General features: G+C 58.9%; 25 protein-coding genes. 6 read left to right on the top strand and 19 right to left on the bottom strand.

Translation table 11 applies throughout. The annotated features are described in order from the left end of the window. Positions 1–35 precede the first annotated feature (35 nt). A complete protein-coding gene (gene grxC / locus BA177_RS18155; RefSeq protein WP_068618603.1) occupies positions 36–305 on the bottom strand; it encodes a glutaredoxin 3 in 270 nt (89 codons plus the stop codon). 9 nt (positions 306–314) lie between these two features. Then, a complete protein-coding gene (locus BA177_RS18150) occupies positions 315–755 on the bottom strand; it encodes a rhodanese-like domain-containing protein (RefSeq protein ID WP_068618601.1) in 441 nt (146 codons plus the stop codon). 136 nt (positions 756–891) lie between these two features. Between BA177_RS18150 and BA177_RS18145 the strand changes: the two genes are divergently transcribed. The 4 genes from BA177_RS18145 to BA177_RS18130 all read left to right on the top strand — a co-directional run bounded on the left by BA177_RS18145 (position 892) and on the right by BA177_RS18130 (position 5341). Next, on the top strand, positions 892–2064 hold the full coding sequence (locus tag BA177_RS18145) for a murein hydrolase activator EnvC family protein (RefSeq protein ID WP_068618599.1): 1173 nt from the start codon (positions 892–894) through the stop codon (positions 2062–2064). Between the two features lie 85 nt (positions 2065–2149). Continuing rightward, the gene (locus tag BA177_RS18140) at positions 2150–3391 is read left to right on the top strand and encodes a S41 family peptidase (RefSeq protein WP_068618597.1); all 1242 of its coding nucleotides are present in this window, start codon (positions 2150–2152) and stop codon (positions 3389–3391) included. Between the two features lie 15 nt (positions 3392–3406). Continuing rightward, positions 3407–4186 carry a divergent polysaccharide deacetylase family protein gene (locus BA177_RS18135; protein ID WP_068618594.1) on the top strand — a complete coding sequence of 260 codons (780 nt, stop codon included), beginning with the start codon at positions 3407–3409 and terminating at the stop codon, positions 4184–4186. A 57-nt stretch (positions 4187–4243) separates the two neighbouring features. Next, positions 4244–5341 carry a Kazal-type serine protease inhibitor domain-containing protein gene (locus tag BA177_RS18130; protein ID WP_082990250.1) on the top strand — a complete coding sequence of 366 codons (1098 nt, stop codon included), beginning with the start codon at positions 4244–4246 and terminating at the stop codon, positions 5339–5341. A gap of 6 nt (positions 5342–5347) precedes the next feature. Here the strand turns inward: BA177_RS18130 and BA177_RS18125 are convergent, their stop codons facing one another. The 6 genes from BA177_RS18125 to dtd all read right to left on the bottom strand — a co-directional run bounded on the left by BA177_RS18125 (position 5348) and on the right by dtd (position 11939). Next, positions 5348–7750 carry an ATP-binding protein gene (locus BA177_RS18125; protein ID WP_068618588.1) on the bottom strand — a complete coding sequence of 801 codons (2403 nt, stop codon included), beginning with the start codon at positions 7748–7750 and terminating at the stop codon, positions 5348–5350. A gap of 87 nt (positions 7751–7837) precedes the next feature. Next, the gene (locus BA177_RS18120) at positions 7838–9646 is read right to left on the bottom strand and encodes a M2 family metallopeptidase (RefSeq protein WP_082990249.1); all 1809 of its coding nucleotides are present in this window, start codon (positions 9644–9646) and stop codon (positions 7838–7840) included. A gap of 251 nt (positions 9647–9897) precedes the next feature. Beyond that, the gene (gene tatC, locus BA177_RS18115) at positions 9898–10683 is read right to left on the bottom strand and encodes a twin-arginine translocase subunit TatC (protein WP_231892470.1); all 786 of its coding nucleotides are present in this window, start codon (positions 10681–10683) and stop codon (positions 9898–9900) included. Continuing rightward, positions 10680–11105 (bottom strand): Sec-independent protein translocase protein TatB, encoded by a 426-nt coding sequence (tatB, locus tag BA177_RS18110; protein WP_068618586.1) that lies wholly within the window; start codon positions 11103–11105, stop codon positions 10680–10682. The genes tatC and tatB overlap by 4 nt, the downstream gene beginning before the upstream one ends. A gap of 6 nt (positions 11106–11111) precedes the next feature. Beyond that, positions 11112–11354: a Sec-independent protein translocase subunit TatA gene (locus BA177_RS18105; RefSeq protein WP_068618584.1), complete on the bottom strand. Its 243-nt coding sequence runs from the start codon at positions 11352–11354 to the stop codon at positions 11112–11114. Positions 11355–11501: 147 nt separating this feature from the next. After that, positions 11502–11939, bottom strand: coding sequence for a D-aminoacyl-tRNA deacylase (gene dtd / locus BA177_RS18100; protein ID WP_068618581.1), 438 nt, complete (start codon positions 11937–11939; stop codon positions 11502–11504). Positions 11940–12403: 464 nt separating this feature from the next. Between dtd and BA177_RS18095 the strand changes: the two genes are divergently transcribed. Beyond that, on the top strand, positions 12404–13507 hold the full coding sequence (locus BA177_RS18095; RefSeq protein WP_068618579.1) for a TRAP transporter substrate-binding protein: 1104 nt from the start codon (positions 12404–12406) through the stop codon (positions 13505–13507). A gap of 3 nt (positions 13508–13510) precedes the next feature. On the opposite strand, the gene BA177_RS18090 is transcribed toward BA177_RS18095, so the two are convergent. The 7 genes from BA177_RS18090 to BA177_RS18060 all read right to left on the bottom strand — a co-directional run bounded on the left by BA177_RS18090 (position 13511) and on the right by BA177_RS18060 (position 22535). Continuing rightward, the gene (locus BA177_RS18090; RefSeq protein WP_068618577.1) at positions 13511–14881 is read right to left on the bottom strand and encodes a TRAP transporter large permease; all 1371 of its coding nucleotides are present in this window, start codon (positions 14879–14881) and stop codon (positions 13511–13513) included. A gap of 3 nt (positions 14882–14884) precedes the next feature. Then, positions 14885–15400 carry a TRAP transporter small permease subunit gene (locus BA177_RS18085; protein WP_068618575.1) on the bottom strand — a complete coding sequence of 172 codons (516 nt, stop codon included), beginning with the start codon at positions 15398–15400 and terminating at the stop codon, positions 14885–14887. Further along, entirely contained in the window at positions 15397–15726 is a 330-nt protein-coding gene (locus BA177_RS18080; protein ID WP_068618573.1) for a tetratricopeptide repeat protein, read from the bottom strand. The genes BA177_RS18085 and BA177_RS18080 overlap by 4 nt, the downstream gene beginning before the upstream one ends. Further along, positions 15726–17177, bottom strand: a complete 1452-nt coding sequence (locus tag BA177_RS18075) for a TrkH family potassium uptake protein (RefSeq protein ID WP_068618570.1) — start codon at positions 17175–17177, stop codon at positions 15726–15728. The genes BA177_RS18080 and BA177_RS18075 overlap by 1 nt, the downstream gene beginning before the upstream one ends. 22 nt (positions 17178–17199) lie before the next feature. Next, a complete protein-coding gene (trkA, locus tag BA177_RS18070; protein WP_068618568.1) occupies positions 17200–18576 on the bottom strand; it encodes a Trk system potassium transporter TrkA in 1377 nt (458 codons plus the stop codon). A 60-nt stretch (positions 18577–18636) separates the two neighbouring features. Beyond that, the gene (uvrD, locus tag BA177_RS18065) at positions 18637–20823 is read right to left on the bottom strand and encodes a DNA helicase II (RefSeq protein WP_068618565.1); all 2187 of its coding nucleotides are present in this window, start codon (positions 20821–20823) and stop codon (positions 18637–18639) included. Between the two features lie 98 nt (positions 20824–20921). After that, the gene (locus BA177_RS18060) at positions 20922–22535 is read right to left on the bottom strand and encodes a hypothetical protein (protein ID WP_156762909.1); all 1614 of its coding nucleotides are present in this window, start codon (positions 22533–22535) and stop codon (positions 20922–20924) included. Positions 22536–22855: 320 nt separating this feature from the next. Between BA177_RS18060 and BA177_RS18055 the strand changes: the two genes are divergently transcribed. Beyond that, the gene (locus BA177_RS18055) at positions 22856–23344 is read left to right on the top strand and encodes a hypothetical protein (RefSeq protein ID WP_197493232.1); all 489 of its coding nucleotides are present in this window, start codon (positions 22856–22858) and stop codon (positions 23342–23344) included. Between the two features lie 106 nt (positions 23345–23450). Here BA177_RS18055 and BA177_RS18050 read toward each other — a convergent pair whose 3' ends face one another. From BA177_RS18050 to BA177_RS18035, 4 genes are all read right to left on the bottom strand, one after another. Then, entirely contained in the window at positions 23451–23831 is a 381-nt protein-coding gene (locus BA177_RS18050; RefSeq protein ID WP_068618558.1) for a hypothetical protein, read from the bottom strand. Positions 23832–23857: 26 nt separating this feature from the next. Continuing rightward, the gene (locus BA177_RS18045) at positions 23858–24499 is read right to left on the bottom strand and encodes an anti-sigma factor family protein (RefSeq protein ID WP_068618555.1); all 642 of its coding nucleotides are present in this window, start codon (positions 24497–24499) and stop codon (positions 23858–23860) included. A gap of 37 nt (positions 24500–24536) precedes the next feature. Next, on the bottom strand, positions 24537–25076 hold the full coding sequence (locus BA177_RS18040) for an RNA polymerase sigma factor (protein WP_068618553.1): 540 nt from the start codon (positions 25074–25076) through the stop codon (positions 24537–24539). Between the two features lie 178 nt (positions 25077–25254). Then, the gene (locus BA177_RS18035) at positions 25255–26130 is read right to left on the bottom strand and encodes a heme o synthase (protein WP_068618551.1); all 876 of its coding nucleotides are present in this window, start codon (positions 26128–26130) and stop codon (positions 25255–25257) included. Positions 26131–26154: the final 24 nt, after the last annotated feature.

Raw genomic sequence — 26154 nt, 5'->3', positions numbered from 1 at the left:
TAAGTTCTTGGTTGAATGTGTGGTGGTGGAACGTACTAACCAGCCAGACCCAGCATACGGTCCAGCTCGCCTTTCTGATCCAGCTCATAAATGTCGTCAAAGCCGCCAACCGGCCTGTCATCAATAAATATCTGCGGTACGGTACGTCGACCGCTCAGCTGCTCCATCTTGCTGCGCAACCCGGCATCGTTGGAAACGGAGATATCTTCAAACGCTATCTTCTTCTTGGTGAGCAACATGCGCGCAGCCACGCAGTAAGGGCACATGGCTGTGCTGTACATCACCACTTTTGGCTGTACCGTCATTTGCTGTCGTTATTTCTTTTTGATCTTCTTGCCGCCGACCACGGGCAGGCTGGCTTCGATCCAGGCATTCATTCCGCCACGAACACCATAGATGTTCTCGATGCCGGATTTGCGCAGCCGCTCGACCACTTTGCTGGCGGTCATGCCTGAGTCGCAAACAGCCACTATCGCCTTGCCGCTCATTTTCTTGAGCTTTTCTTCGTGCGCGGTGAGTTCGTCGAAGGGCATGCTTTTCGCATTGACGATATGGCCTCGGGCATAGGCCTCTGCGCTACGCAGGTCGATGACGGTCGCGTCGGCATTGATCAGACCGACTGCTTCTTGCGGTTCAACTGTCGTAATACCGCGGGCCTTGCGCTGGAGCTCGCTGAATACCAGCACGATAAAGCTAAGGACGACGCCACCGGCCAGCAGGCTGTGGTTGGCCGCGAATTCAAGTACTTGTTGCATCAGAGTCGGTTCACAGGATCAAACGCCGCCTGGCAGGCGGCGTTGTGGAAAAGGGCGAGTATAGCAGCCCCGCTGCCGTAAGCCGCCCCCCGCCTGACTACCGCCGCAAGCACCATAGGCACTACACTTCGTGCCCATGTCTCCAATCCTGCGCGTACTGCTTTTGTTGGTTGTTCTGGGCCTCATGCCCGGCGACGGGCTGCGTGCCCAGAACGACGGCCTGAGTCGGATCAAAGAGCAGGAGTTGCAAGAGGTACGCGAGCGTATCAGTCGCCTCAAGAAAAGCATGGATGAGCGTGCGGCTGAACGCGACCGGGTGACGGCCGAGTTGCAGGCCTCGGAGGTCAGCATTTCAGAGACGCGCCTCCAGCTCAAAGAGCTGCAACGACAGAAGGACTTCAGTGAACGCAAGAAGCTGAAGCTCGAAGAGCGCCTGGCGGAACTGCAGACTAAACTGGATCTCGAGGCCGGGCAGCTCGCCGCGCAGGTCCGGGCGGCCTACGTCAACGGCGGTCAGGAACGAATAAAGTTGTTGCTGAATCAGCAGGACCCGGCAGAGGTGGGGCGTTTGCTCGCATACCACCGTTATCTGAGTGACTACCGTGCGGATAACATTGAAGAAATGAATGCCCACGTGGCGGAGGCCGCGCAGGTACGCGACGAGGTCGCTGCCGAGGAAAGTCGTCTGGAACGGCTGGCGCGGGCGCGTTACGCCGAGCTGGGTGAGCTCAACACGGCGCAGGAAAAGCGCCGCGATTTGCTGGCAGCGCTGCAGCAGCGGATGAGCGAGGAAGGTGCGGAGATCGAACGCCTTGCTGCCCAGGAAAAGGACCTGGCGAGACTGATCGCCGAGCTGACCAGCATCTTGTCCGATTACCCGATCACCTCGGAGGAACCGTTCAGCGCCATGAAGGGTCGGTTGACCTGGCCTGTCGCCGGCCAGTTGCTGCACGACTACGGCCAGCCGCGCATCGGTGGCGGCGTCAAATGGAACGGTGTCGTGCTCGGCGCGCAGCACGGCCGGGAAGTTCGCACGATTTACCATGGCCGGGTCGTGTTTGCCGACTGGCTGGCCGGGCTCGGTCTGTTGGTGATCGTCGACCACGGCGAGGGTTACATGACTCTTTACGGGTATAACGAGTCGATCCTGACCAATGCCGGTGACTGGGTGGCGCCCGGCGATGTTATTGCCACGGTCGGGGATACCGGCGGCCAGCAACGGGCGGGGCTGTACTTTGAAATCCGCAAAGGGACCGAACCGGTGAATCCACGCGGCTGGGTCACGCGCCAGCCACAGGGCGGCGGTTGACGCGCCAAACAGGCCGCCGCTGTGCTATCGTTCTGCGGCTCCGGGTTTGTTACAGCCCGCGAAGAGCATTCTTCTGGGTAACAGTATGTCTCTGAAAATTCGCGTAATTCTGGTGCTGGTAATCGGTACGGTGATGGGCTTTGGTTTGTCGCTGGGCGGCTCCGCCATGAAAGCGCGTGACCACTATGACAGCGGCGACGCGACGCTCGATCAGGCCCGCTTGTTCGCGGAAGTCATGGAGCGGGTCAAACGCGACTACGTAGAACCCCTCGATGACGAGGTGCTGCTCGAGAGCGCAATACGCGGCATGGTCGCCGACCTCGACATCCACTCGCAGTACCTGGACGCACGCGAGTATCAGGACATACGCATCAGCTCGACCGGTCACTATGCCGGCGTTGGTCTGGAAGTCAGCAGCCGCGACGGTCAGTTACTGGTTGTCGCGCCCTTTGACGATTCGCCAGCCAAGAAAGCGGGCGTTCGCGCCGGCGATGTCATCATTGCGATCAATGGTGCGACTGTTGCAGAAGACGGCCTGCGCGAAACCGTGCGCCAGTTGCGCGGGCGTACCGGCAGTCGGCTCAGCATTACTGTGCAACGGCAACCTAATGATCAGGTCCTGGTGTTCGACATGCGCCGTGACGACATTCACGTCGCCAGCGTGCGTTCCGAGTTGCTCGACTCCTCTATTGGCTATACCCGAATCAGCCAGTTTACCGACAGCACAGCCGCGGAACTGAGCGAGGCTATCGACGCGATGGTTGACGAGGTGCAGGATCAGGTTGGCGGCACTCTGAAAGGATTGATTCTCGACCTGCGCAATAATCCCGGCGGAATCCTTGGAGCGGCGGTGGACGTCTCCGATCTGTTCCTGGACGACGGCATTATTGTTAGCGCTGATGGCCGTACTCCGGAGTCCCGCTTTATTCGCAAAGCACACCGCGGCGATCTGCTCGATGGCACACCCATGGTAGTGCTCGTCAACGCGGGCTCCGCGTCCGCGTCCGAGATCGTTGCAGGCGCTTTGCAGGATCACCACCGCGCACTGATTATCGGCACCTCGACCTTCGGCAAGGGACTGGTGCAGACGGTAATGCCACTGTCACGCGGACGCGCCATCAAGCTGACCACGTCGCGTTACTACACACCCTCCGGAGATTCGATCCACGAAACCGGTATAGCCCCCGACGTCTACATTGAAAGTAGCGGCAGTCATCCAGGCGACAGTCTCGCCGACAAGCTTGATCGCGAGGCGGATACACAGCTTATCGAGGCGTTACAGCGCTTGCGCGATCAGCGCGTCATGCACACTCGCGCCAATACGTAACGGCCAAGGCAGCGCATGACCCGAACTTTTCGGCGACTCAAGGCAATCAGCCTCTCGCTCTTGCTCCTGTCCTTGCCACTGGCTGCCGGTGCCAACAAGGCCTTGCCTGGCACGGCTGATGCCCGGCCGCGCGTGGCGGTCATCATCGATGACCTGGGTTACGAGTTTGCAGCGGGTCGGCGGGTCGTCAGGTTGCCGGGGCCGGTGGCGTGCGCTGTGTTGCCCGCGACTCCGCGCGGCAAACAACTGGCCGAACTGGCAGCGAGAAATGGCAAAGAGGTGTTGTTGCACCTGCCCTTGCAGGCACAGAATTATGCGGGCGACCGGGAGCCCGGCGCCATACTGCTGGACATGACGCGACAACAGTTTGCCGCAACCTTCGCCGCAAACCTGGCGTCGATACCGCACGTGATCGGCGTCAACAATCACCGTGGCAGTTTGCTGACCCGTCACCCCGGGCACATGAGCTGGCTGATGGAAGAGCTGCGTGCCCGCGGCGGGTTGTTTTTTGTTGATAGTTATACGACGCATCGCAGCGTGGCCATGCAAGTGGCGCAGGAAGCCGGTGTACCTGCCGTACGACGGGATGTGTTCCTTGATGCCGAACGATCGGCAGCGGGTGTGGCGCGTGAGTTCGAGCGCTTACTGAGCCTGGCCCGGAAACACGGCAGTGCGATCGCCATCGGTCATCCCTATCCGGAAACGCTCGATTTTCTGGAGCAGGCACTGCCCGGACTCGCTGCCCAGGGGATCGACCTGGTCAGTCTCGGCGAGTTGTTGCCGAACGGATATTGAACCCGTCCGCCTGTTGCCGCTCTAATCAACGTCTGTCAGGCTATTGAATCACTCGCAATGAAGACATCTGTCGCTATGCTCAGGCAATTCGTTCCAGCCGCCCTGTTCATACTCACGCTTGGGGCAACCGGGTCGTTGACGGTTGCCGCCCAGCAGCGTGCGGAATCGACCACTCAGGTACGGCCCGATACGGCTTGCACGATGCAGTACGACCCTGTCTGCGGTGTCGATGGTCAAACCTACAGCAACGACTGTGTCGCCAACGCCGCTGGCGTAGACATCGTTGGATTCGGCGAATGCAGCGAATACTCGGACCCTGTCTGTACCGACCAGGTAGAGCCGGTCTGCGGCGCTGACGGCAAGACTTACGGCAACCGATGTGTAGCCGAAGCCGCCGGTATTGCCGTTGCCAGCGAGGGTTTGTGCCCGGATGCGGAAGCATGCGGTGATAATTTCGACCCTGTCTGCGGCGTTGACGGCAATACCTACAGCAATGCCTGTTTCGCCGGTGCGTCCGGTGTCGATATCGCATTCACGGGTCTTTGCGAAACGCCCGAAAGCGAGTGTGACGACGAATACACGCCGGTCTGTGGTGTGGACGGTGTGACTTACAACAACGCGTGCAAAGCGAATGAATCAGGCGTCGATGTCGCTAACCTCGGCGTTTGCAGCGACAGTGGTTGCCCGAATATTTACGAACCGGTGTGCGGTATGAACGCACGCAGTTATCGCAATCGCTGTGAAGCCGAGCAGGACCGCGTGCCGGTGCAACGGCGCGGCTTGTGCGAGCCTGGCAACTGCCCGGATGTCTATGCGCCGGTTTGCGGAGACGACGGTAATACCTACGCGAATGCCTGCGAAGCTGAAGGCGCCGGCATTACCGTTTTCACGGAAGGCGCTTGCAATGTTCGGCCCTGCCCGCGCATGTACGTGCCGGTATGCGCGGCTGACGATCGAACCTACGGCAATGCCTGTCAGGCTGAACGCGCTGGTGTACGCATTCAGCACGCCGGTTTGTGCGAAGCACAGGGATTGAACTGCCCAAACGTCTATCAGCCTGTTTGCGGACTGGACGGCAACACGTATGACAATGAATGCCGTCTCCTTAACGCCAAGCAGACGATGGCCTACGCCGGCGTTTGTCTGGGACAGTAAGCGGCCTCAATCAGTCCATGCGCTTTGCAAGCGACCATCGCCAGCGTCGCGATACGGTAGCCAGATAAGGCCGAACAAAGCTACGTGCACATCCGTGCTCTTCGCCCGTACGACAATCTCTTCGAGTGGTTCGTCCTGCGCGTTGAAGCTCGTATCCAGCTCGTCGATTTCGCGCTGCAAATCCTCGTTCAATGCATCGAGATCAGCCTGCACCTTTTGCAAAGTTTCTTTCGCTCGTGCGACATCCCCTGCTTCTTTGCGGACGCCACTGGCTGAACGAATGGCAGTGCCGACTTTGCTGGCCGTACTTGCGGTCAGTTTCTTGCGACCGAGTACGGCGCCCAGTATTGCGGTACCAAACGACAACACCGTATCGAGCTTTTTCTTGCCCGCTTGTTGGGATTCGCGATCAATGGCCTGACGTGCACGCAACAGCCGGTTCTCCAGCATCGTGGTCTTGCTGGCGTAGCGATTGCGCAGCTTGGCGATTGCTTTGTCACGCTCCTCGCTCGCCAGCTGTTGCAACCGGGTGCGAAACTCGCCTTCTGTTTCGTCCGCGTTCGAGGTCAGTTTGAACTTCTTGCTACGGAACAGCGTGATGGTTTCGTTCTGCCGTACCCAGCGTTTGTAGAGCTTTTCCCACTTCGGGTAATTGCCCTGGGCACCGAACAAAGCAGGACAATCGGCATAGCCACTGTCAGGCTCGCCGTTGCTCTGCAACGTATCGGCGCTAATGCTCATCGACTCGCAAAGGTCCCAGTCCACGGCCAGTGGGCCGTCTTCGAGCTCCAGCGTATGCACCGCATCACGCTGTTCATCAACCTTGTAGCGTGCGTTACTGAACGTGATGCCTGCCGCGCCCAGCAAGCGCGGGTAGTAGACAATGCCGCTACCGCTTGCCGGTGCGTAGTATTGCTTGATGGCTGGTGCCAGCACGGGTGCGTCACTTCCGCGTACGGTAGCGGCGGCGCGTTGCGCCGGTGCTGCGGCGGGCGGGATCGGTACACGATCCTGCATAAGTGTCTTGATCTGGTCGCGCGTCAGTGGGCCGGCGAGATAGGACATGGCCCAGCGAGTGCCGAAAACCACGTCTTCATCTTCATGCACGTTGTGTAACAGGAAGCGGCGCTTGCCGAGTCCCGCGAGCGTGCGTTCCATTTTCGCGCGGTCGAAAGCACCGCCCTGGCTTGCGCCTTCAAGGCCTTCCATTACCCGCATCTTGTCGCGCTCGGTTTGCAGGCGGCCGATGAACCAGGTGCCGGTATTCGACAAACCCTTGTAGTCGAGGTCGACCGGGTTCTGGGTCGCGAGTACGAGGCCGACGCCGTAGGCCCGCGCCTGTTTCAACAGCGTCAGGAACAAACGTTTGGACGGCGGGTTCGCGGTCGGCGGCATGTAACCGAAAATTTCGTCCATGTACAAAATGGCGCGCAAACTCGAGGTGCCTTGCTGGGCCCGCATCCATGCGATCAGCTCGTTTAACAGCATGGTCACGAAGAACATGCGGCTGGCCTCATCGAGGTGCGCGATGGACATGATCGACGTGCGTGGTCTGCCCTCGGCCGTGTACAGCAGGCTCTGGGCATTGAGTGGCTCGCCTTCCATCCAGGCCTCGAAACCCGGCGCTGCCAGCAGATTGTTCAGCCGCATGGCTAACTCAAAGCGGTCCCTGGACGGGTAGAACGATTCGAGGTCAAGCACCCCGACCTTGCTGACTGGCGGCACCTGAATGGCGCCGATGAGCGCCGCGATATCGAGATCACGGTGCTGTTGCCAGTAGTGATCAAGAATCAGCGCAATCAGGATATGTTCGCGGCTGGTGATCGGATCCGCGTCGATGCCAATCAGGGACAATATGCCAGTGGCCGTTGCCTGCACCCGCTCGCGGTAGAGATCGCCATCGGCCATCAACCCGGCTTGCGGCGCTGCGAACGACTTTAGTATGGAGACCGGCCGACCGGCCTGGCTGCCCGGGGTATAGATGTTGATGTCCGTGCTGGCCCGCAGTTTGCGAATCCGCGCACCGTCCTGACCCCAGCCTGACAGGCCCTTTTTCCACAGCGCGGCCTGCGCGGCGGCGTACTCTTCCGTGCTCTGGCCCTGATCGGTAGCCTGACGGGCATTCACCCACGGCTGGAAATCTTCGGCGGCCAGATTCGGAAAAGTAAGCATCAGGTTGCCTAGATCGCCTTTCGGATCGATCGCAATCACCGGAATGTGATCGAGCGCGGCTTCTTCCAGCAAACCGATACCGAGCCCGGTTTTACCGGAGCCCGTCATGCCGATGATCACGGCGTGAGTTGTCAGGTCCCTGGAGTCGTACAGCACCAGTTCGTCGCCGCTCTTGCCGGTTGCCTCGTCTATGCGTTTGCCTACATAAAACGCGCCCAGTTTTTCGAAATCGTGCATTGCGTCAGCGTTCCTTTTCGATCGGTCATGGCCTCTGGCGGGACCTGCATCGGCGTCGATCTGCAGCCGAGAACGGCGCCGGATGAATTACCAGCCGCAGCTGCGACCCTCATTCTGTACTTCCAGCCAGCTCATCAACGGCTCAAAGTAATCAATGATGGCTGTGGCATCCATTTCCCGGGTACCGGTGAGTTTTTCCAGGGTTTCCTGCCACGGCCGACTTGCGCCGGCGGCGAGCATGGCTTGCAGTCGCTCGCCCGCTTCCTTGCTGCCAAAGACCGAGCATTCGTGCAGGGGGCCATTGAAGCCGGCCGCTTCGCACAACGAACGCTGGAACTGGAACTGCAGTATCCGCGCCAGGAAATAGCGGGTATACGAGGTGTTGCCCGGAACGTGATACTTGGCACCCGGGTCAAAATAGTCTTCGCCACGCTCGCTGGTCGGCGCGATGCCCTGGTAGCGAGTCCGCAACTCCCACCACGCTTTGTTGTAGTTGTCGGGCGAGGTCTTGCCGGCAAATACATCCCAGCGCCATTCATCGATCAGCTTGCCAAACGGCAGAAACGCAACCTTGTCGAGCGCTTGTTGCATTTGCCGGTTGATCACGGCTTCTTCGCTGGTCTCGGCGGATTCGATCAGACCGACCTCGGCCAGGTAGCCCGGCGTCATCGACAGGGTGATCGTGTCGCCGATGGCCTCGTGGAAGCCGCCGTGCGCGCCGCCTTGCAGCAATCTCGGCTGGTCCTTGTAAGCGCGTTGATAAAAGTTGTGGCCGAGCTCGTGGTAAATAACCCGCAGGTCTTCGTAGGCCGGTTCGATGCACATCTTGATGCGCAGATCATCGCCGCCGTCGAGACCCCAGGCGCTGGCGTGGCAGACAACTTCCCGGTCCGCCGGTTTTACGAACATGGAGCGTTCCCAAAACGTCGCCGGCAATTTTTCGAAACCGAGCGATACATAAAATTGTTCGGCAGACTCAACCATCCTGACCGGCGTGTACGCCTGTTCGATGAGGGCGCTGTCCACGTCCAGATCACCTACCCCGGGATAAGGTTCCAGCAGGTCGTAAATTTCTCCCCATTCCTGTGCCCACATGTTGCCGAGCAGATGCGCCGGTATCGGGCCGTCCAGCGGCACCTTGTCTGCGCCGTATTCCTCGGCCAGCTCTGCACGAACGTGGCAATGCAGCGCGTCGTACAGCGGCTTTACCTGCTGCCACAGGCGCGCTGTTTCGGCCTCGAATTCCGCGGGCGACATATCGTAGCCGTCACGCCACAGCTGGCCCAGATCGCCGTAACCCAGCTCGTTGGCACCTTCATTGCTCAACTCTACGAAGCGCGCGTATTTTTCGCGCAAAGGTTTTGCGACCTCGCGCCAACCCTGCCAGGCATCCAGCTGCGCGTCGTAGTCGCGGCTTGCGGCCAGAACATTCTCGAGTTCATTGAGGCTCATGCACTCGCGTCCGTCGTCGGGGCAATATTTACCTGCCCCGTACATGCCGGACATGTCGGTCATGATCGCGGCCAGTTCGCGGCGTTTGGCCGGATCATTCGGTGCCGGTTCCGACGTGCCAAGTTTGAGTTGTTTAATAGAGCGTGCCGTATCGGCCGACATGTCGGCATCGCTGAACTTCAATGATTCCGCAACGCTCTTGCTGTGCCACGCCGAGTAACGTTCGCCAGCTGCCGCGGCGAGAATGGCCGTGTCGTGATTGATATAAGTCGCTCGCACCCAGTTCGCGGCACCGTTCTGGCGCCCCAGTTCTGCGAGCTCGGTGTTGAGTCTTGCGACGAATTCATCCGGGGACTCGTCGGCTTGTGCCGTAGCGTCAACAGCGACATCGACGTCGCAGGCCGCGAGTGACAGCAGCAGGGATAACAGCCAATACTTTCTCATAAGAAACCTCTGCGAAATATGCTCAGGTCATGCGGGATGCGCGGAGTTGCAGGCAGTCTTGATCGTTTCCTCCGCGTTCTCAATCACGGGCTGGTGCGTAAAGCCGCCCGTCGATAACGTGCGCACATGCGATGCCTGGTTGCGATCGAGCCCGACATGCAGCGCCAATCGGAGGCGTCACAGCTCCGCCGCAAACATTACCCTATTTCAGCGGTAACGTCCCGAGTCGGCATCTGCGGCAACGCGCGGCGCTAGTCCGCGGGCTTTGTGCTTTCTTCAGGCTCGCGAATGGCAAATACGCGCGACATGATAATGCCGAGTTCGTACAAGAGATAAACCGGTACTGCGAGCACGGTCTGGCTGATGACGTCCGGCGGTGTCAGGAACATGCCCATCACGAAGGCGCCAAGAAAAACGTACGGACGCGCCTTGCCGAGCTTCTCTGTCGTGGTCAGCCCGGTCCAGACGATGAGGACAGTGGCGATGGGCACTTCGAACGCAATGCCGAAGGCGAAGATGATCGTCGTGATAAACGACAGAAACTCCGAGATGTCTGGCTGGACTTCGACACCTTCGGGCGCGATCTGCGTGAAAAAACCAAAAACAAGTGGGAATACGACGTAGAACGCGAAGGCAATGCCTGCATAGAACAACAAAATGCTCGATGCCAGCAGTGGTACGGCGAAACGCTTTTCCTTGCGGTACAAGCCTGGCGCGACAAAGGCCCAGACCTGGTAAAGAACGATGGGCATTGCCACAAACAGCGCCACGTAGAAGGTGAGCTTGAACGGCGCGATCAACGGCGATGCGGGTGCGGTTGCAATCATCTGAGCGCCCGGCAATACGGCGCGCAGTGGAGCAGAGGCGATTTCAAAAATGGTGCTGGCAAACGGCAGCAGGCAGATGAATACGCCGACCACGGCCGCCGAAATTTTCAACAGGCGGGTACGCAGTTCAACGAGGTGCGAAAGCAACGTGCCTTCAAGCATGCTCTCTTCCGCGTCGTTCGCGGTATCTTGATTCGGGTCTGTGCTCACGCGGATGGATTCTTATCGGAACTGGAGGCGGCATCGTCTGCGCTGGTTTCGGTATCGGCTACGACCGGCTCGGCAGTCTCTGCGGCATCCGCAACCACTTCATCGTCGCGGACTCCGGTGCCGGCGCTGTCTTTATCGTGCGCCGGCGAGTACGTGTCGTCGTCCTCCGGTGGCGTGTCTGCCACGGGCGCCTGATAGTTATCCGGACTGGAATGCTGGGTGCGCGCAGGCGGCACGATATCCAGATGCTTTTCAAAATTCAGCTCATCATCGAGTTGCCGCTTCATCACGCGCGTCATGCGACGCGCCTGACCCAACCAGCCGCCAAGCTGATTCGCCACGCGCGGCAAGCGTTCCGGGCCCAATACAATGAGCCCGATAAGCAACAGGATAATCAGCTCCCAGAAGCCGACGCCGGACATACAGAGTTACCGGTTATTTTCTTTTTTGTCGGCTTGCTCAACCGGCGTGTTGTCAAAGTCGGCGTCGCGGGATTTGTCGCTGAGTTGCTCGGCGGATTCCTCCTTCTCAGCTTCTGACATGGCGGAACGAAAACCTTTTACAGCACTTCCAAGGTCGGATCCCAGATTGCGCAGTCGCTTGGTGCCAAAAACAGCCAGCACTATCACAAGGACTATCAGCAGCTGAACCGGACCGATGTTCGATAACATCTTCTTACTTCTCCTGGGGCACAACCGGCCCCGAATTTCGTGAAAGGCGTTCGCGCCAGTCGTCACCTGACTTCAGGCGGGACGCGAATTATGTTCATGATACCCCCGGCGGTGCAACAAAACCGCACCACCGTCACAAGCCTGGCATCAGGTCTCCAGCCAAAAGGTGACCGGACCGTCATTGACCAGCCGAACCTGCATGTCAGCGCCGAACCGACCACAGCCCACCGTGCCGAGCTGCGCCCGGCAGGCCGCCGCAAGATCATCGAAATAGGCTGAGCCGACCTCGGGCGCTGCAGCGCGGGTAAAACTGGCCCGCGTGCCCTTTTTTGTGTCGGCTGCCAGTGTGAACTGGGGCACCAGCAGGAGCTCGAACCCGGTGTCCAGCAAGCTGCGGTTCATGCGTCCCGTAGCGTCCGGGAACACGCGGTATTGGACAATCCGCTCGGCCAGTCGTTCGACGTCCCGTGGCGTGTCATCGCGATGCACAGCCACCAGCACCAGCAAGCCGCGACCGATAGCCGCAACAGGCTGGCCGTCGATGGCGACCTCCGCTTCGCTCACTCGCTGCAGTAATCCGATCAATGTGCTGTTCCTTGGGCGAGGTTGCCACCTCGGCCGCACGAGTTTATTCATCCATCGCCGAATAACAACGTCTACTCGCGTTCGTGGGACGTGGCAGTCTGGATCAGCCGGGCAAGGGCCGCGGTTGCCGGGTGTCACCCCGGCAGCGCCGGCCATCTGGCCAGGGACGGCCAACCTCGCTGCCCGGGCCAGGGAAGGACGGCCCCGGCCGCGTGGCCGGGGCCAACTGCCCGCAATAACCACTGATTCTGGCAGCTATTCCCCACATTAGCCTTTTCAATCCTGTTCCAGTGCCTGTAAAAACCCATAAGCAGAGCCATATCTGGAAAGTGGGGTTTTACTGTTTCATTGGCCCTGGGCTGGCGATTCTGTGGGCTTCGGCCACCCGAAAAAAGTAATTGCAGTCCGCTGGCGTCTCACTACACTCCGTAGACTTTGCCTCTGTTCAGACAGGACCCAAATCAATGAAACGACGCGCTTTTGTAGGAACACTCGCCGCTGCCGCCGGAGTAGCGGCCTGCAGTCAGGAATCAGCCAGCAGCGGTCCGGCGGCGAGCCAGCAGACGTTTCGTTGGAACATGGTGACCTCCTGGCCGCCCGGGCTGCCCGGTTTGGGGATCGGCGCGGAAAACCTGGCCCGCCGCATCGAACGGGCAACCGCCGGCCGTCTCAAGATTCAAGTGTACGCCGGCGGGGAGCTGGTTCCGGCGCTGGAGGTGTTCGATGCCGTGCGAGCCGGTACGGCCCAGATGGGTCACGACGCTTCCTACTACCACCGCGGCAAGGTACCGGCCGCGCAGTACTTCACCACGATCCCGTTCGCGCTCAATGGCAACGAAATCAACGCGTGGATGTATTACGGCGGTGGCCTGAAGTTGTGGCGCGAGCTCTACGATGAATTCGGGCTGGTACCGTTCCCGGCCGGTCAGACCGGCGTGCAGATGGCGGGCTGGTTCAACAAAGAAATCAATTCAGTCGCCGACCTGAAGGGTCTGAAGATGCGTATTCCGGGTCTGGGTGGCGAAGTCATGCAGCGTGCCGGCGCAACGCAGGTCACGGTGCCCGCCTCGGAGATTTTCACGTCGCTGCAAACCGGCGCCATCGACGCCGCCGAGTGGGTGGGGCCGTACAACGACCTCTCGCTCGGTCTGCACAAGGCGGCGCGTTACTACTACTACCCCGGCTGGCACGAGCCCGGCCCGCTCATCGAGTGCATTGTGAATAAAGAAGCCTGGCAGACCTTGCCGGAGGACTTGCAGGAAATCGTCTCTACCACCTGTCAGGCCATCAACCTCGATATCCAGTCAGAATACATGTACGGCAACGCCCAGGCTCTGCACGAGCTGATGCAGCAGCCCGATGTGGAAGTGCGCGAGCTGCCCGAGGACGTACTTGACCTGCTTGCAAAACACAGCAGCGACGTTGCCAACGAGCTCGTCGCGCGCGACCCTTGGGCAAAACGCCTGCAGGATTCCGTTGCACCTTTCATGAAAAAATCGACCGCCAATCAGCGCGTCAGTGAGTTCTCATACCTTAGAGCAAGAATGAGACTCGACGACGCCAGTTGATGGTCAGTTGCCGTATATACGATCGGGCAGCCAGGTAACAAGATCGGGGAACGCGGCGAGGATCAGCAGTGCCAGCAACTGAATGGCGACAAATGGCATCACGCCGCGGTAAATCGCGGCCGTGCTGACTTCAGGTGGTGCCACGCCGCGCAGGTAAAAGAGCGCGAAGCCAAACGGCGGAGTCAGGAATGACGTCTGCAGGTTGATCGCAATCATTATGCCGAGCCAAACCGGGTCCAGCCCCATCGACAGCAACACGGGTGCAACGATAGGCACGACGACAAACGTAATCTCGATAAAGTCGAGCACGAAGCCGAGCAAAAACATCAGCAGCATGACGACGAGTACCGCGGCAAATACGCCGCCCGGCAAGTGATCGAGTAACTCGCGCACCGCGTCGTCACCGCCGTACCCGCGAAACACCAGCGAGAACACCGAGGCACCAATCAGAATCAGGAAGACCATGCTGCTGACCCGCAAGGTTCCGCGCATGATTTCCTGCAGCCGGACCAGATTGAGTGAGCGGCGTTGCAGCGCGATCAACAGCCCGCCCGCGGCACCCACGCCTGCCGCTTCCGTTGGTGTTGCGAATCCGCCCAATATCGACCCAAGCACTGCGAATATCAGTATCAACGGCGGCATGAGTGCGGATAGCAGGCGGGCCAGGGTTACGTCGCTGTCGTCATCCGGCCGGGCTGGCATCGACGCCGGCTTGATAATGGCCAGCACGAACAGATAGAGCATGTAGAGCACGACCAGCAACAAACCCGGAATCAACGCACCGGCAAACAAGTCACCTACCGATACCGTCTCAGGGGAAAAAATGCCCTGCTGCAACTGCGCCTGTTGGTAGGCCGACGACATGACATCGCCCAGCATGACCAGAATGATCGACGGCGGAATGATTTGTCCCAGCGTGCCGGAGGCGCAGATCGTGCCGGCGGCGATCTCCGGCGAATAGCCGCGTTTCAGCATGGTGGGCAAAGACAGCAGCCCCATGGTGACCACCGTTGCGCCGACAATGCCGGTGCTGGCAGCAAGCAACATCCCGACCAGGGTGACGGCAATACCCAGGCCGCCGCGCAGGCGCCCGAACAGGGCACTCAGGGTCTCCAGCAGGTCCTCCGCTATCCTGGCCCGCTCCAGCGTTATCCCCATGAAGACGAACAACGGCACCGCTATCAGTGTCTCGTTGCCCATGATTCCGAACAGGCGACTGGGCAGCCCCGTCAGGAATGCCACCTCGAAACCACCGCCAATAACGCCGGCCGTGGCAAACAGTAAAGCTGTTCCACCGAGCGTGAACGCGACAGGAAAGCCCGCCAACAGAAGCACAATAATAGCGCCGAACATCAACAACGCGACCCATTCCATGGCTCAGCTCCGGCGCAGTGCGCTGATCGCGCGTAACAGTATCGACAGTCCCTGCAGGCCAAGCGTCAGCGGCATCAGCAGCAGTATGGATTTCAGCAACGGCATCGCAGGATACGGCAGACCACCCGTCTCGCGCGACACTTCACGAATTTCCCAGGCACGCGCTACGTAGTCGAGCGCTTCATAGAACAGGTAACCACAAAGCGGAAATACGAAGATCAATACGCCGAGGGCATTCACCAGTGCGCGGCGTTGTTCACTCATGCCGCTATAAAACACGTCGACACGGACATGTTCATCCTGCTGCAATGTATAGGCCGCTCCCAGCATGAAGACACAGGCGTGCATCCACATGAGGGTTTCCTGCAGCCAGATAAAACCGCTGTCGAACAGGTAGCGCAACACGACGATGACTACCGTTATCACTACCATCCCGAGCGTCAGCCAGGCAGCGGTTTTGCCAACCACTTCGCTGAACGAATCGAGACGTCGGCTGACGTCTTCAAAAAGTACACTCATAGCAAATCCATCTGCCGTCGCAGGCGTTTCAGGAATACTGTCATTTCTTTGGCCGCCTGTCGGTCGCCGTTGTTGGTAGCGATTCGAATACCCTCTTCGAAAATGCTCATAGCCTCGCTGGCATCGCCGGTGTCGTTCAGCGCCCTGCCCAGCAACTTCCAGGCCGCTGAATAGTTGCGGTCTAGCTCAAGAGCCGCTCGCAAATGCGGGATTGCCTCGGTGAGTTCGCCCTGTCCGTAATACTCGTTGCCCAGCGAAAAACGCAGCATTGCTGAATCCTGGCCGCGCGCAAGCATCGTCAAGAAAGCCTCGATCCGGTCATTCATCAATGCCTCCAGAAAGTCGGCGTAATCAAGACCAGCAGTGTGAAGATTTCGAGACGCCCCAGCAGCATACATACTACTGAGATCCATTTCGCAGTATCACTCAAGGTCATGAAGCCAGCCGCTACTTCGCCGAGCCCGGGACCGAGGTTGTTCAATGAGGCGGCAACCGCCGAAAAGGCGCTGACCTGATCGAGCCCGGTGGACATCATGGCGAGCAACATGATGCCGAAGACGACGATATACACAGAGAAGAATCCCCAGACCGCGTCAACAACGCGGAAGGGCACAGCATTGTTGCCGAGCTTTACGGGAATTTCTGCACTGGGGTGCACAAGTCGGGCGATTTCGCGGACGCCCTGTTTGTATATCAACAGCCAGCGGATCACTTTGATGCCGCCAGCAGTGGAGCCGGCGGAACCACCGACAAAACTGGAGAAAATCAGTAACACGGGAATGGCGCCTGGCCACGCGGAATAGTTGGCCGTCGTGAAGCCCGTCGTCGTCGCTATTGAAACCGCCTGAAATACCCCGTTTATTACGCTGTCGCTGATGCTGCCATAAGTATTCGACCACGCCAGCGACGCTGCAACGATCAACGACAAGACCAGCAGCATCTTTGTATAGGCGCGAAACTCCGGGTCTGCGGCATAGTGTTTTACCTGCACGAAACGCCAGGCAAAAAAGTGCAGCGAAAAATTAATACCGGCGGCGAACATGAACGCGATTGCGATCAGGTCGATAGCAGCGCTGTTGAAGTAGCCTATGGAAAGATCGTGGGTGGAGAAGCCGCCAATGGCCACTGTCGAGAAGGCGTGGCAGATCGCATCGAACCAATCCATACCAGCGAGAAAATAGCCGACGGTGCACAAGGTTGTGAACGCCAGGTACACATACCACAGTGCTTTGGCGGTCTCTGTAATCCGCGGTGTGAGCTTGTTGTCCTTGACCGGCCCCGGCGTTTCGGCACGGTACAACTGCATACCGCCGACACCCAGCATCGGCAGAACGGCGACGGCGAGTACGATAATACCCATGCCGCCCAACCACTGCAGCTGTTGGCGATAATAGAGGATCGACTTCGGCAGCGTATCCAGACCGGTCAGCACTGTCGCGCCGGTGGTGGTGAGCCCGGACATGGACTCGAACACTGCATCCGTGAGTGACATTGACGGCACGTCGGCCAGAAACAAGGGCGCGGCACCGAAGGTTCCCAGCACGGTCCAGAATGAGGCGACTACGATAAAGCCGTCACGCAGCCGCAGTTCCTTGCGTACCCCGCGAACCGGGAACCAGATTACGATGCCCACCGCGAGCGTCAATGCAAATCCCTGGATAAACGGCAGCCAGGACGATTCGCGAAAAATAAAGCTGACAACGACGGGCGGCAACATCGTGATACTGAACAGCATCAGCAGCAACCCGAGAATTCGTTGAACGGTAGTCCAGTTCATGGTGTCGGCTGCCGGTCAGTAGTCAAACGAACTTGACGCCAACCTGGAACAACTTCTCCAGACTCTCGATCTTGCGTCTGTCGGTCATAAACAGAATCACATGATCATCGGGCTCAATCACCGTATCGTGGTGCGCGATCATGACCTCGTCGCCCCGCACCACCGCCACTATCGTTGTACCGCGCGGCAGGTCGATATCCTCGATTTTCCGGCCGACCACTTTCGAATCTGCTTCCGAACCGTGTGCGACTGCCTCGATGGCTTCGGCGGCGCCGCGGCGCAAAGAATGTACCTTAACAACGTCACCGCGCCGCACGTGAGCCAGCAAAGAACCGATCGTGACCTGCTGCGGCGATATGGCGATGTCGATCGTGCCGGACTCGACAAGCTCCGCGTACGACGGTCTGTTGATCAGTGCCATGACCTTGTGAGCACCGAGGCGCTTTGCCAGCATTGCTGAAAGGATGTTGGCTTCTTCAGCATTGGTGAGCGCACAGAACACATCAACGTTGTCGATGTTTTCTTCGAGCAGCAATTCTTCATCGGCGGCATCGCCGACCAGCACGATCGCCTTGTTCAATTGCTCTGAAATCAGGCGGGCCCGCTTCGGGTCACGCTCGATAATTTTGACCTGATTGGTTTGTTCAAGCGCATGCGCCAGGCGTACACCGATGTTTCCGCCGCCGGCGATGACAACCCGCCGTACCGGGTCTTCCAGTCGCCGCATCTCACTCATGAAGATTCGAATATCCTGCCGGGCCGCGATGAAAAACACTTCGTCGCCTTCCTGAACAATCGTGTCGCCATCCGGTTGCAGGGATTGGCCGGCGCGATAGATGGCGGCAATGCGGCCTTCCGTGTTCGGGATGTGCTCTTTCAGCGTGGAAATCTTCTTGCCGACCAGCAAGCCACCTTCATCGGCCCGGGCGCCGACGAGTCGAACCCGGCCGTTGGCGAAGTCGAGTACCTGCAGCGCACCGGGATACAAGATCAGCTGAGCAACGTATTCGCAGACCAGCTGTTCCGGGCTGATACGCACATCGACCGGAATCGCATCCTGCGTGAACAGCTTCTTCGCGCTCATGTATTCGGCTGAGCGAATGCGCGCGATCTTGGTGGGTGTGTGATAAAGCGTGTAGGCAATCTGACAGGCAACCATATTGGTTTCATCAGAATCCGTAAGTGCGACAATGATGTCGGCGTCATTCGCGCCGGCACGCTCCAGCACGTCGGGGTAGGCCGCGTGGCCAACGACGGTGCGAATATCGAGCCTGTCTTGCAAGTCACGGAGTACATCGGCGCGCATATCGACCACGGTGACTTCGTTGGCCTCCTCGCGCGACAAATGATATGCCGCCGAAGAGCCGACCTGGCCGGCGCCTAGAATCAAAATCTTCATATCAGGAGCAGGGTCCTAAAGCGCACTTGCGCCTTTGCTATTTCGATACTTCGGGCGATTCTACATCAGATCCAGGTTGGCATAGCTCAGCACCAGCCATTTGCTCCCGGCACTCTCGAAGTTGACTTCGACGCGCGCATGCGCGCCATGCCCTTCGCAATTCAAAATCACACCATCGCCGAACTTCGCGTGTCGCACACGTTGTCCAAGACGCACGCCGATATCGGCGGCTGAGCCAGCACGCAGGCTGGTGCGGTCACTCTTGTGCCGCAAAGCCGGGCTCGGTGAAACGGGCCGACTGACCTGTACTTTCGGCCGAATCTCTTCGACGAGTTCGGCGGGAATCTCACCGATAAACCGGGATTTTTGCGCATAACTGTCCATGCCGTGCAAACGGCGTTGCTCAGCGTGGGTGAGGTACAGCAGCTGGCGAGCCCGGGTAATTCCGACATAACAAAGCCGCCGCTCCTCTTCCAGACCACTCATGTCATTCAGCGAGCGCTGGTGTGGAAACAAGCCATCTTCCAGTCCACACATTATGACCAGCGGGAATTCCAGTCCTTTCGCTGAATGCATGGTCATGAGCTGCACGCAGTCTTCCCATGCATCGGCCTGACCTTCGCCGGCTTCCAGTGCGGCGTGCGCAAGAAAGCCGTCAAGCTCACTCATGCCCTCCTCAGCGATATCCGGGTTGAAGCCGCGCGCTGCGCTGACCAGCTCTTCCAGGTTTTCGATTCGGGTCTCGCCTTTCTCACCTTTTTCCTTACGGAAGAATTCAATTAAGCCGCTTTGTTGAATGACGTGATCTACTTTTCCGGCAAGGTCCAGCGGCTCCGATTCGCGGGCGATTCGTTCCACGAGACTCATGAAGGCGACGATGGATTTTGCGCCACGACCCGCCAGTGCGTCGCTGCTAATGGCGCCCGCGGCGCGCCACATTGAGCAGGAATTATCCCTGCCATAAGCACGTATTGCTTCGACTGTGCGTGCGCCGATACCGCGCGTAGGCCGGTTGACCACGCGTTCAAACGCGCTGTCATCGTCCCGATTGGAAACAAGCCGCAGGTAGGCCAGCGCGTCCTTGATTTCCTGCCGCTCGAAAAACCGCAGGCCGCCGTAAACCCGATAGGGGATACGCGCGTTCATCAACGCCTCTTCAAGCACTCGCGATTGCGCGTTGGACCGATACAGTATGGCAGCGTCGGTGCGCGCGTGACCCTGTTCGCTCCAGTCACGCAGTCGCCCGACAATGAACTCGGCTTCGTCCCGTTCGTTGAAGGCGGAATACACCCGAATCGGCTCGCCATCCTTGCCGTCGGTCCAGAGGTTTTTGCCCATCCGCGAACTGTTATTGGCAATGACGGCATTTGCGGCATTCAGGATGGTCGAGGTCGAGCGGTAATTTTGTTCCAGCTTCACAATGGACGCGGTAGGAAAATCTTTCTGGAAGCGATAAATGTGTTCGACACGCGCGCCCCGCCAGCGATATATGGACTGATCGTCATCGCCGACCGCAAACAACACGCCGGTCTTGCCGGCCAGCAGGCGCAGCCAGGCATACTGGATTGCGTTGGTGTCCTGAAACTCGTCGACCAGCAGGTGCCGGAAACGCGCCTGGTAATGCTCCAGGACCGCGGGGTTGTCGCGCCACAATTCGTGCGCGCGCAACAATAGTTCGGCGAAATCGAGCAACCCGCCACGATCGCAAATTTCCTGATAGCTCTGATACAACGAAATGAGCTGGCGGCGGGTTTCATCGCCACCATCGTCAATATGTTGCGGCCGCAGGCCCTCGTCCTTCTGTGCATTGATGAAGTACTGCACATCACGGGGCGCGAAACTGCTGTCATCGAGGTTCAGGCTCTTGAACAGCCGCTTCAGCAGGCGCAACTGGTCGTCAGAATCGATGATCTGAAAACTCTGCGGCAGTTTCGCTTCCCGCCAATGACGCCGCAGCAAGCGGTGCGCCAGTCCGTGAAAGGTCCCGACCCAAAGGTTGCTGGCCGGCATATTCAGAAGATTCTCAATACGATGACGCATTTCTGCGGCGGCTTTGTTGGTGAAAGTCACTGCCAGCAGACTTTGCGGGCTGATGCCTTCCACATCTATCAGCCATGCAGCCCGGTGCGTGAGCACGCGGGTTTTCCCACTTCCGGCACCGGCAATGACGAGCAACGGTTCGGACGGCGCGGCAACCGCGGTGCGTTGCGCGTCATTCAGTGAATCAAGTATCGGGGTTACGTCCATCGAGCTTTCAGCGGGAACTCTGAAAACGAGGCAGTCTAGCAGAGAACGTTCAGTCCCTGTTGCGCCGATTCCCACCGCAATTGCGGCATTTCCCTCGATTACTGCTCCCAGCGCAGCCCCAGCATGAATTGGCTGCGAGTGTAGTCGATGCGGTGGTCATTCGATGCTGTGTCGTCATACTCGAAACTGCCGACAATGCCGAAATGCTCGTTGATCTGCCAGCGAGCGGTGATCCGGCCATCGGCTCTTTCAATTGTCTTCCTGCCCGCGGTTGGGTCGTGGTAGGCCAACGCGTTGGTGTAGTTGTAATTGTGGTACCAGCCTTCCACGCGGATGCGGAATTTGTCGGAAATCCGCAAACTCATATCGGCGCCGTAGCTGTCACGTACATAGTCGTTATAGCCCACGTATTTGTCTTCGCGCGTCGTGTGCGCATAGCGGAGGCCAAACCAGAAGGCGCGGGTCACGCGCTGCCGCGCGGTCGCGCCGTAGTTCAGGTAGTCATAGCGCAAGGTCTCACTGTCGATACGTTGGCTACCGTCCAGCTCGAAGGCGCGGCGATCGCCAAAGCGGCGCTGATAGACGTCACCCTCAAGGCGTAACAACGATGTCGATGTAAACCGGTACTGCACGCTGAGGCCGCCTTTCAGGTACTCGTGATCGTACTCGGGCACAGGGTCGGAATTTTCGTAGTTCCAGATCTGGCCCTTGAAGTGCACATTGAATGACAGTCGGGAGAATGATTGCCGTGCCCATACCTCGGGGCCGTAACGCATGTAAGTCAAACGGTCACCAATATCGTCGCCATCAATGGTGCGCTCGGTGCCGTCGTCAGGGTCGAACCAGGTCCGGCCGTGTTGCGCCACCGTGAAAGCACTGCGAATGCGCCGTTCGCGATCTTCGCTGCGTCGCCGATATTCGGTACCGAACGCGATCTCATGAGAGGTCGTGTCGGCATTGCTCATTTCCCGGTCCTGGTAGTAACGACCCGCGATGCGGTAGCGGCCGAAAAACGATTCATGGTCAAAGCTGTTGACGGTGTATGTCGCAGTAACGTCATACGGATAGAACGTCCCGGATTGCACCAGCGGCGTGGTCAGCGGTGCGCCGTTCTGGGTGCGGTCCCTGTATTCTTCGTCCGGGCTGCGATAGGCGTTGTCATCGCTACCGAAACCCAGCAGTGCGCGGACGCTGAAACCCTGCGATCGGGGCAACGGCGCGAGCTCTGCCGGTTCGTCTGCCGTCAGTTGCTCGCGGTCATCGCGGTTCAGTCTGGTAATAGCGAGTGTTGCCAGCGCTGCCAGCTGCGGACTGGATTGCTGCGCTTCCACCTGCCGAAACCAGTACAGAGCAGTAGCGCGTTCACCTGCCGCCATTGCTGTCAGTCCAAGGTTATAGCGCGCGATGTGCAGCAGCGCCGGGTCACTCGCTGCACGTTCGAAGGCGCGCCCGGCGCGAGGAAACTGGCCGGCCCGGTAATGCGCAACGCCGGTATTGTAGTGCAACAAGGGAGTATCCAGGCCGGCATCATTGGCCTGCTGATAGCGCAGCAATGCGGCCCAGTACAGGTCGTCGCGGAACAGCCGGTTGCCATCGGTGAACAGTTCTTCAGCGCTGGCTGAAAATGCTGCCTGCCCGGGCAGAAGGCTGCCGAGAGCCAATACGAGGCTGGCGGGTAGCCAGGCCGGAATGAAGTGTCGCGCCATTAACATGCTGGGTGTCCGGGTGGGTCTGTATACCGATCTGGGCATAAACTACCCGGAAATTCGGCAGATGCGAGCATCCGGTCGCAAAACTTAGACTTGGCGCAAAAAAAACTGCCGCGGCTTTGCCGCCAAAGCCGGGCTTCCCGTGGTCAGCATCCACCGTCCGCAGCTGGCTCAGGCGAATATCAGCCGTCGTCGCAATCCATGGTCGATAAATACCGGATTGCGAAGGCGGTCACACAAGCGGCCGCTACGGCTGTCTACACTGCCGGCCATACCCCCGTTCTGACCGATGGACTGGCACAGTGACAAAACTGGAAAAAATATTGAAGCATGTTCGAGCCCTGAACGGCGACAGTGAGCGAGTGACTGTCGCAACCGAATCGGGGGTTGAGAAAATGACTTCGACACAGGCCTTTCGCTACAGCGAACTGCGGGAGCTGGGCCGCGCTGAAACAGCAACCACGCCGCTGTCCGATCAGGCCTGGTATTCATTCGCCGAAGCGAGCGATCGTCTCGGCTGCAACACGGACGCGTTGCTGCAGCATTACCTTGTCAGCAAGCTGCATTGCTACGTGCCGGCAGCGGGCCTGCGCGGCGCCTGGACTCAGGCTGTCCCTGCGACACCAAAAGCGTTGGCATTGCGTCTGGAGGACTTTGCCGAAATAACGGCTTTTGGCAGTACCAATCTGGATGAATTGCTGCATCCTGACGATGCGGCAGCCGTGTTCAAGCTACAGTCGCGCACCTACGTTGACGTATCCGCGTTGCGCGTTCCCCACCCTTTGCCACCAGCAGTCGCCGGTAGCGTCTGAGCAGGTTTCGCTCGCCTGCCAGTCTGCATGTGCCGTAGCCGCTGACCGGCGGCAGCCAGATTCGCCGCCGCGCATCGGGCTGGTCGCTGCAGGGTGATAGCGTCTTCTACGGCAGCGCTTCTTCGAGCTCGTCAGTATCGACTTCTTCCGAGATTTCGTAATCGTCCTGCGCGTTGATGGGGGTTTCGAAGTCGGTGTTGAGGTCATCGTGCTCGAAATCATCTTCGATCCCGGCAAACTTTTTCGCCAGCTCGGCTTCTGCTTCGGCATTCAGCCGCTGGTCACGTTCTTCCGGGCTTTCATCGGCATTCCCGGACGGGCGCGCGGCGGCTCGCGGTCCGCGCATTTGCCTGAGATCGCCGTCGAGGTCGGAGAGTGAATCCACGACTTCCATCGTGACCTCAAGCTCATCCTCTGTTTGGGCAAATACAGGCAGCGCGACCAACGCGATAACCGTAGCCGTCAGCAAGAATTCCAAGTTACGCATTGTCCAACCCTCGTACCACTGTGTTTTCAGAAAACCCTGATCTGTACCCGGAACTCGCGAGCCTTGTTGCCGTGCTCCAGCCGAGCAACAAGCTCTCCGGCCACCACATCGGTGGCGACCACACTTAGCGGTAAAACATTGCGACCGCTTGCGACGCCGGTCAACCAGCTTACCTGACGCTGGCCGGCGAAACCGGCCAGTTCAATACCCTCCGGCAGGTGCAGCGTCAGCCGGGCTTCGGTCAGCTCGGACGGGCTGGAGAAAACCAGGTTCACCACCTGGGGCTCGCCACGCGTAAGGCTGACGACAGTATTCTGCGTGAGCGCGGCAGGTAAAGCTGTGTCGATCCGCACAGCGTTAACAATCCATACCGCGATCAAGGCAATCAACCCCGCGGCAACCGCGGTCGCGAGCCAGCGATTGCGGTGCTGCCGGCCACCTTCACTGACCGCACTGTCTATTGCTGTCGCGAAAAACCGGTCGTCCGGAATGGCTACAGACGATTCACCAAACGCCAGCAACAGTTCGCGCAACTCACGTTCGCGGGTCGTCAAGCGTTGGCAAGCTGCGCAGTCAGCAACATGCGCTTCGATCGCAGAGCGGTCCGCGGTCGGCAACATGTCATCGATGTACTCATCCAACTGGTCGCGAACTGTCACGCATGCCATGTCATACCCTTGGTTCCCTGAATGCTAAGTTGCAGCTCTACAAAAGTGCGCCATCATCCGGCAGCATTTCCCGCAGCCGGGCTCGTGCGGCATGCAGTCTGGTCTTGATCGTGCCCAGCGAATCTCCGGTGATACTTTGTATTTCCGTGAGCTTATAGGCTTCCGAGTCATGCAGTAACAAGGTCACCCGTTGTGCTTCGGGCAACATTTCGAGCGCCCGATCGAGCGTCTGCATCTGTTCGCGCCACACCACGTCGTGCAGGTTGTCCCCGGTACTGGTGAAACTGTCTATTTTGTAGCCGGCGAGTCCCCGCTCCTCGTCATTCTGTAACCGCCGCCGGAAATGGCGTTGCTGATCGTCCATGTATCGGTCGTACATAAACTGAGCGAGCCATACTGATGTTTGCTCCGCGCTTTCCAGTTCTTGCAAGCGGGGTAACAGACGCGCAAGCACGTCCTGAAATAAGTCGTCAGCGTCGATTTTACTGGCGGTCAATCGGCAGGCCAGTCGGTACAGTCTCGGCAGATGCGGCCACAGCCGTTGCTCGAAACGTTGTTTGATTTTTTCCGAACTCATCGTATTACTGCTGCAAGCACACCGAATGTTAAGCAACGGGCGGCATAGCGCAGTGCCTGATCTGTGCGCAACCCTATATGCGAGCCGTTGCAGCGCAAACAGGCCGGGACCGCGCGGTACCGGACTACGGCCAATAGTTACAGTACGGTCACCTGGAGGCTGTGACCGGGTGAACAGTTCAGATATGCAGGCGAATGATGAAATAGTGATCAACCAACAGCGCGGCAAACAGCACCATCAGGTAGTTGATCGAGAAACGAAAGACCCGCATGGGCAGATCGAGTCCCGCGTTCTTCAGCAGCAGCCACGCGTAATAGAGGAAGGCCGAACCGAGTAACAGTGCCGTGACGAGGTATATCAGGCCGCTCATGCCGGACAGGTACGGCATGATCGTAATCAGCACCAGTAATATGGTGTAAAGAAGAATGTACTTGCGGGTGAATGCATTGCCGTGCGTGACCGGCAGCATCGGAATTCCGGCGTTTTTGTAATCGTCTTTGCGGGCGATGGCGAGCGCCCAGAAATGCGGTGGCGTCCAGATAAAAATGATCAGGAACAGCAACAGTGCGTCGCTGTGTACTTCACCCGTCACGGCGGCCCAGCCGAGTACCGGCGGTGCCGCGCCGGCAGCGCCACCGATAACAATGTTTTGTGGTGTGGCCCGTTTCAGGTAAACGGTATAAACAATGGCGTAACCGATCAGCGAGGCGAACGTCAGCATAGCCGTCAGGCCGTTGACGAGTACCGCGAGGATCAACATCGACAAGGCGCCCAACGTCACAGCAAAAATCAACGCCTGACGTTCGTTCAGTTTGCCCTGTGGCAACGGCCGCGAACGAGTCCGCGCCATCTTTTCGTCAATGCGCGCATCGAGCAGGTGATTGATGACGGCCGCCGATGAGGCCGCGAGGCCGATGCCGATCGTCCCGAAAACAAGCGCGGTCAGGTTGGGAAAGCCCGGTACAGCGAGAAACATGCCGACCACGGCTGTAAACACAATGAGCATTACGACCCGCGGCTTGGTCAGCTCGTAGTAGTCACGCCATTGCGTCATGTAGTGCAGGCTGCTCGTGTTCAA

Origin of the sequence: Woeseia oceani (genome assembly GCF_001677435.1) — a bacterium.
Classification (GTDB): domain Bacteria; phylum Pseudomonadota; class Gammaproteobacteria; order Steroidobacterales; family Woeseiaceae; genus Woeseia; species Woeseia oceani.
This window is presented reverse-complemented; position numbering and strand designations above follow the sequence as displayed.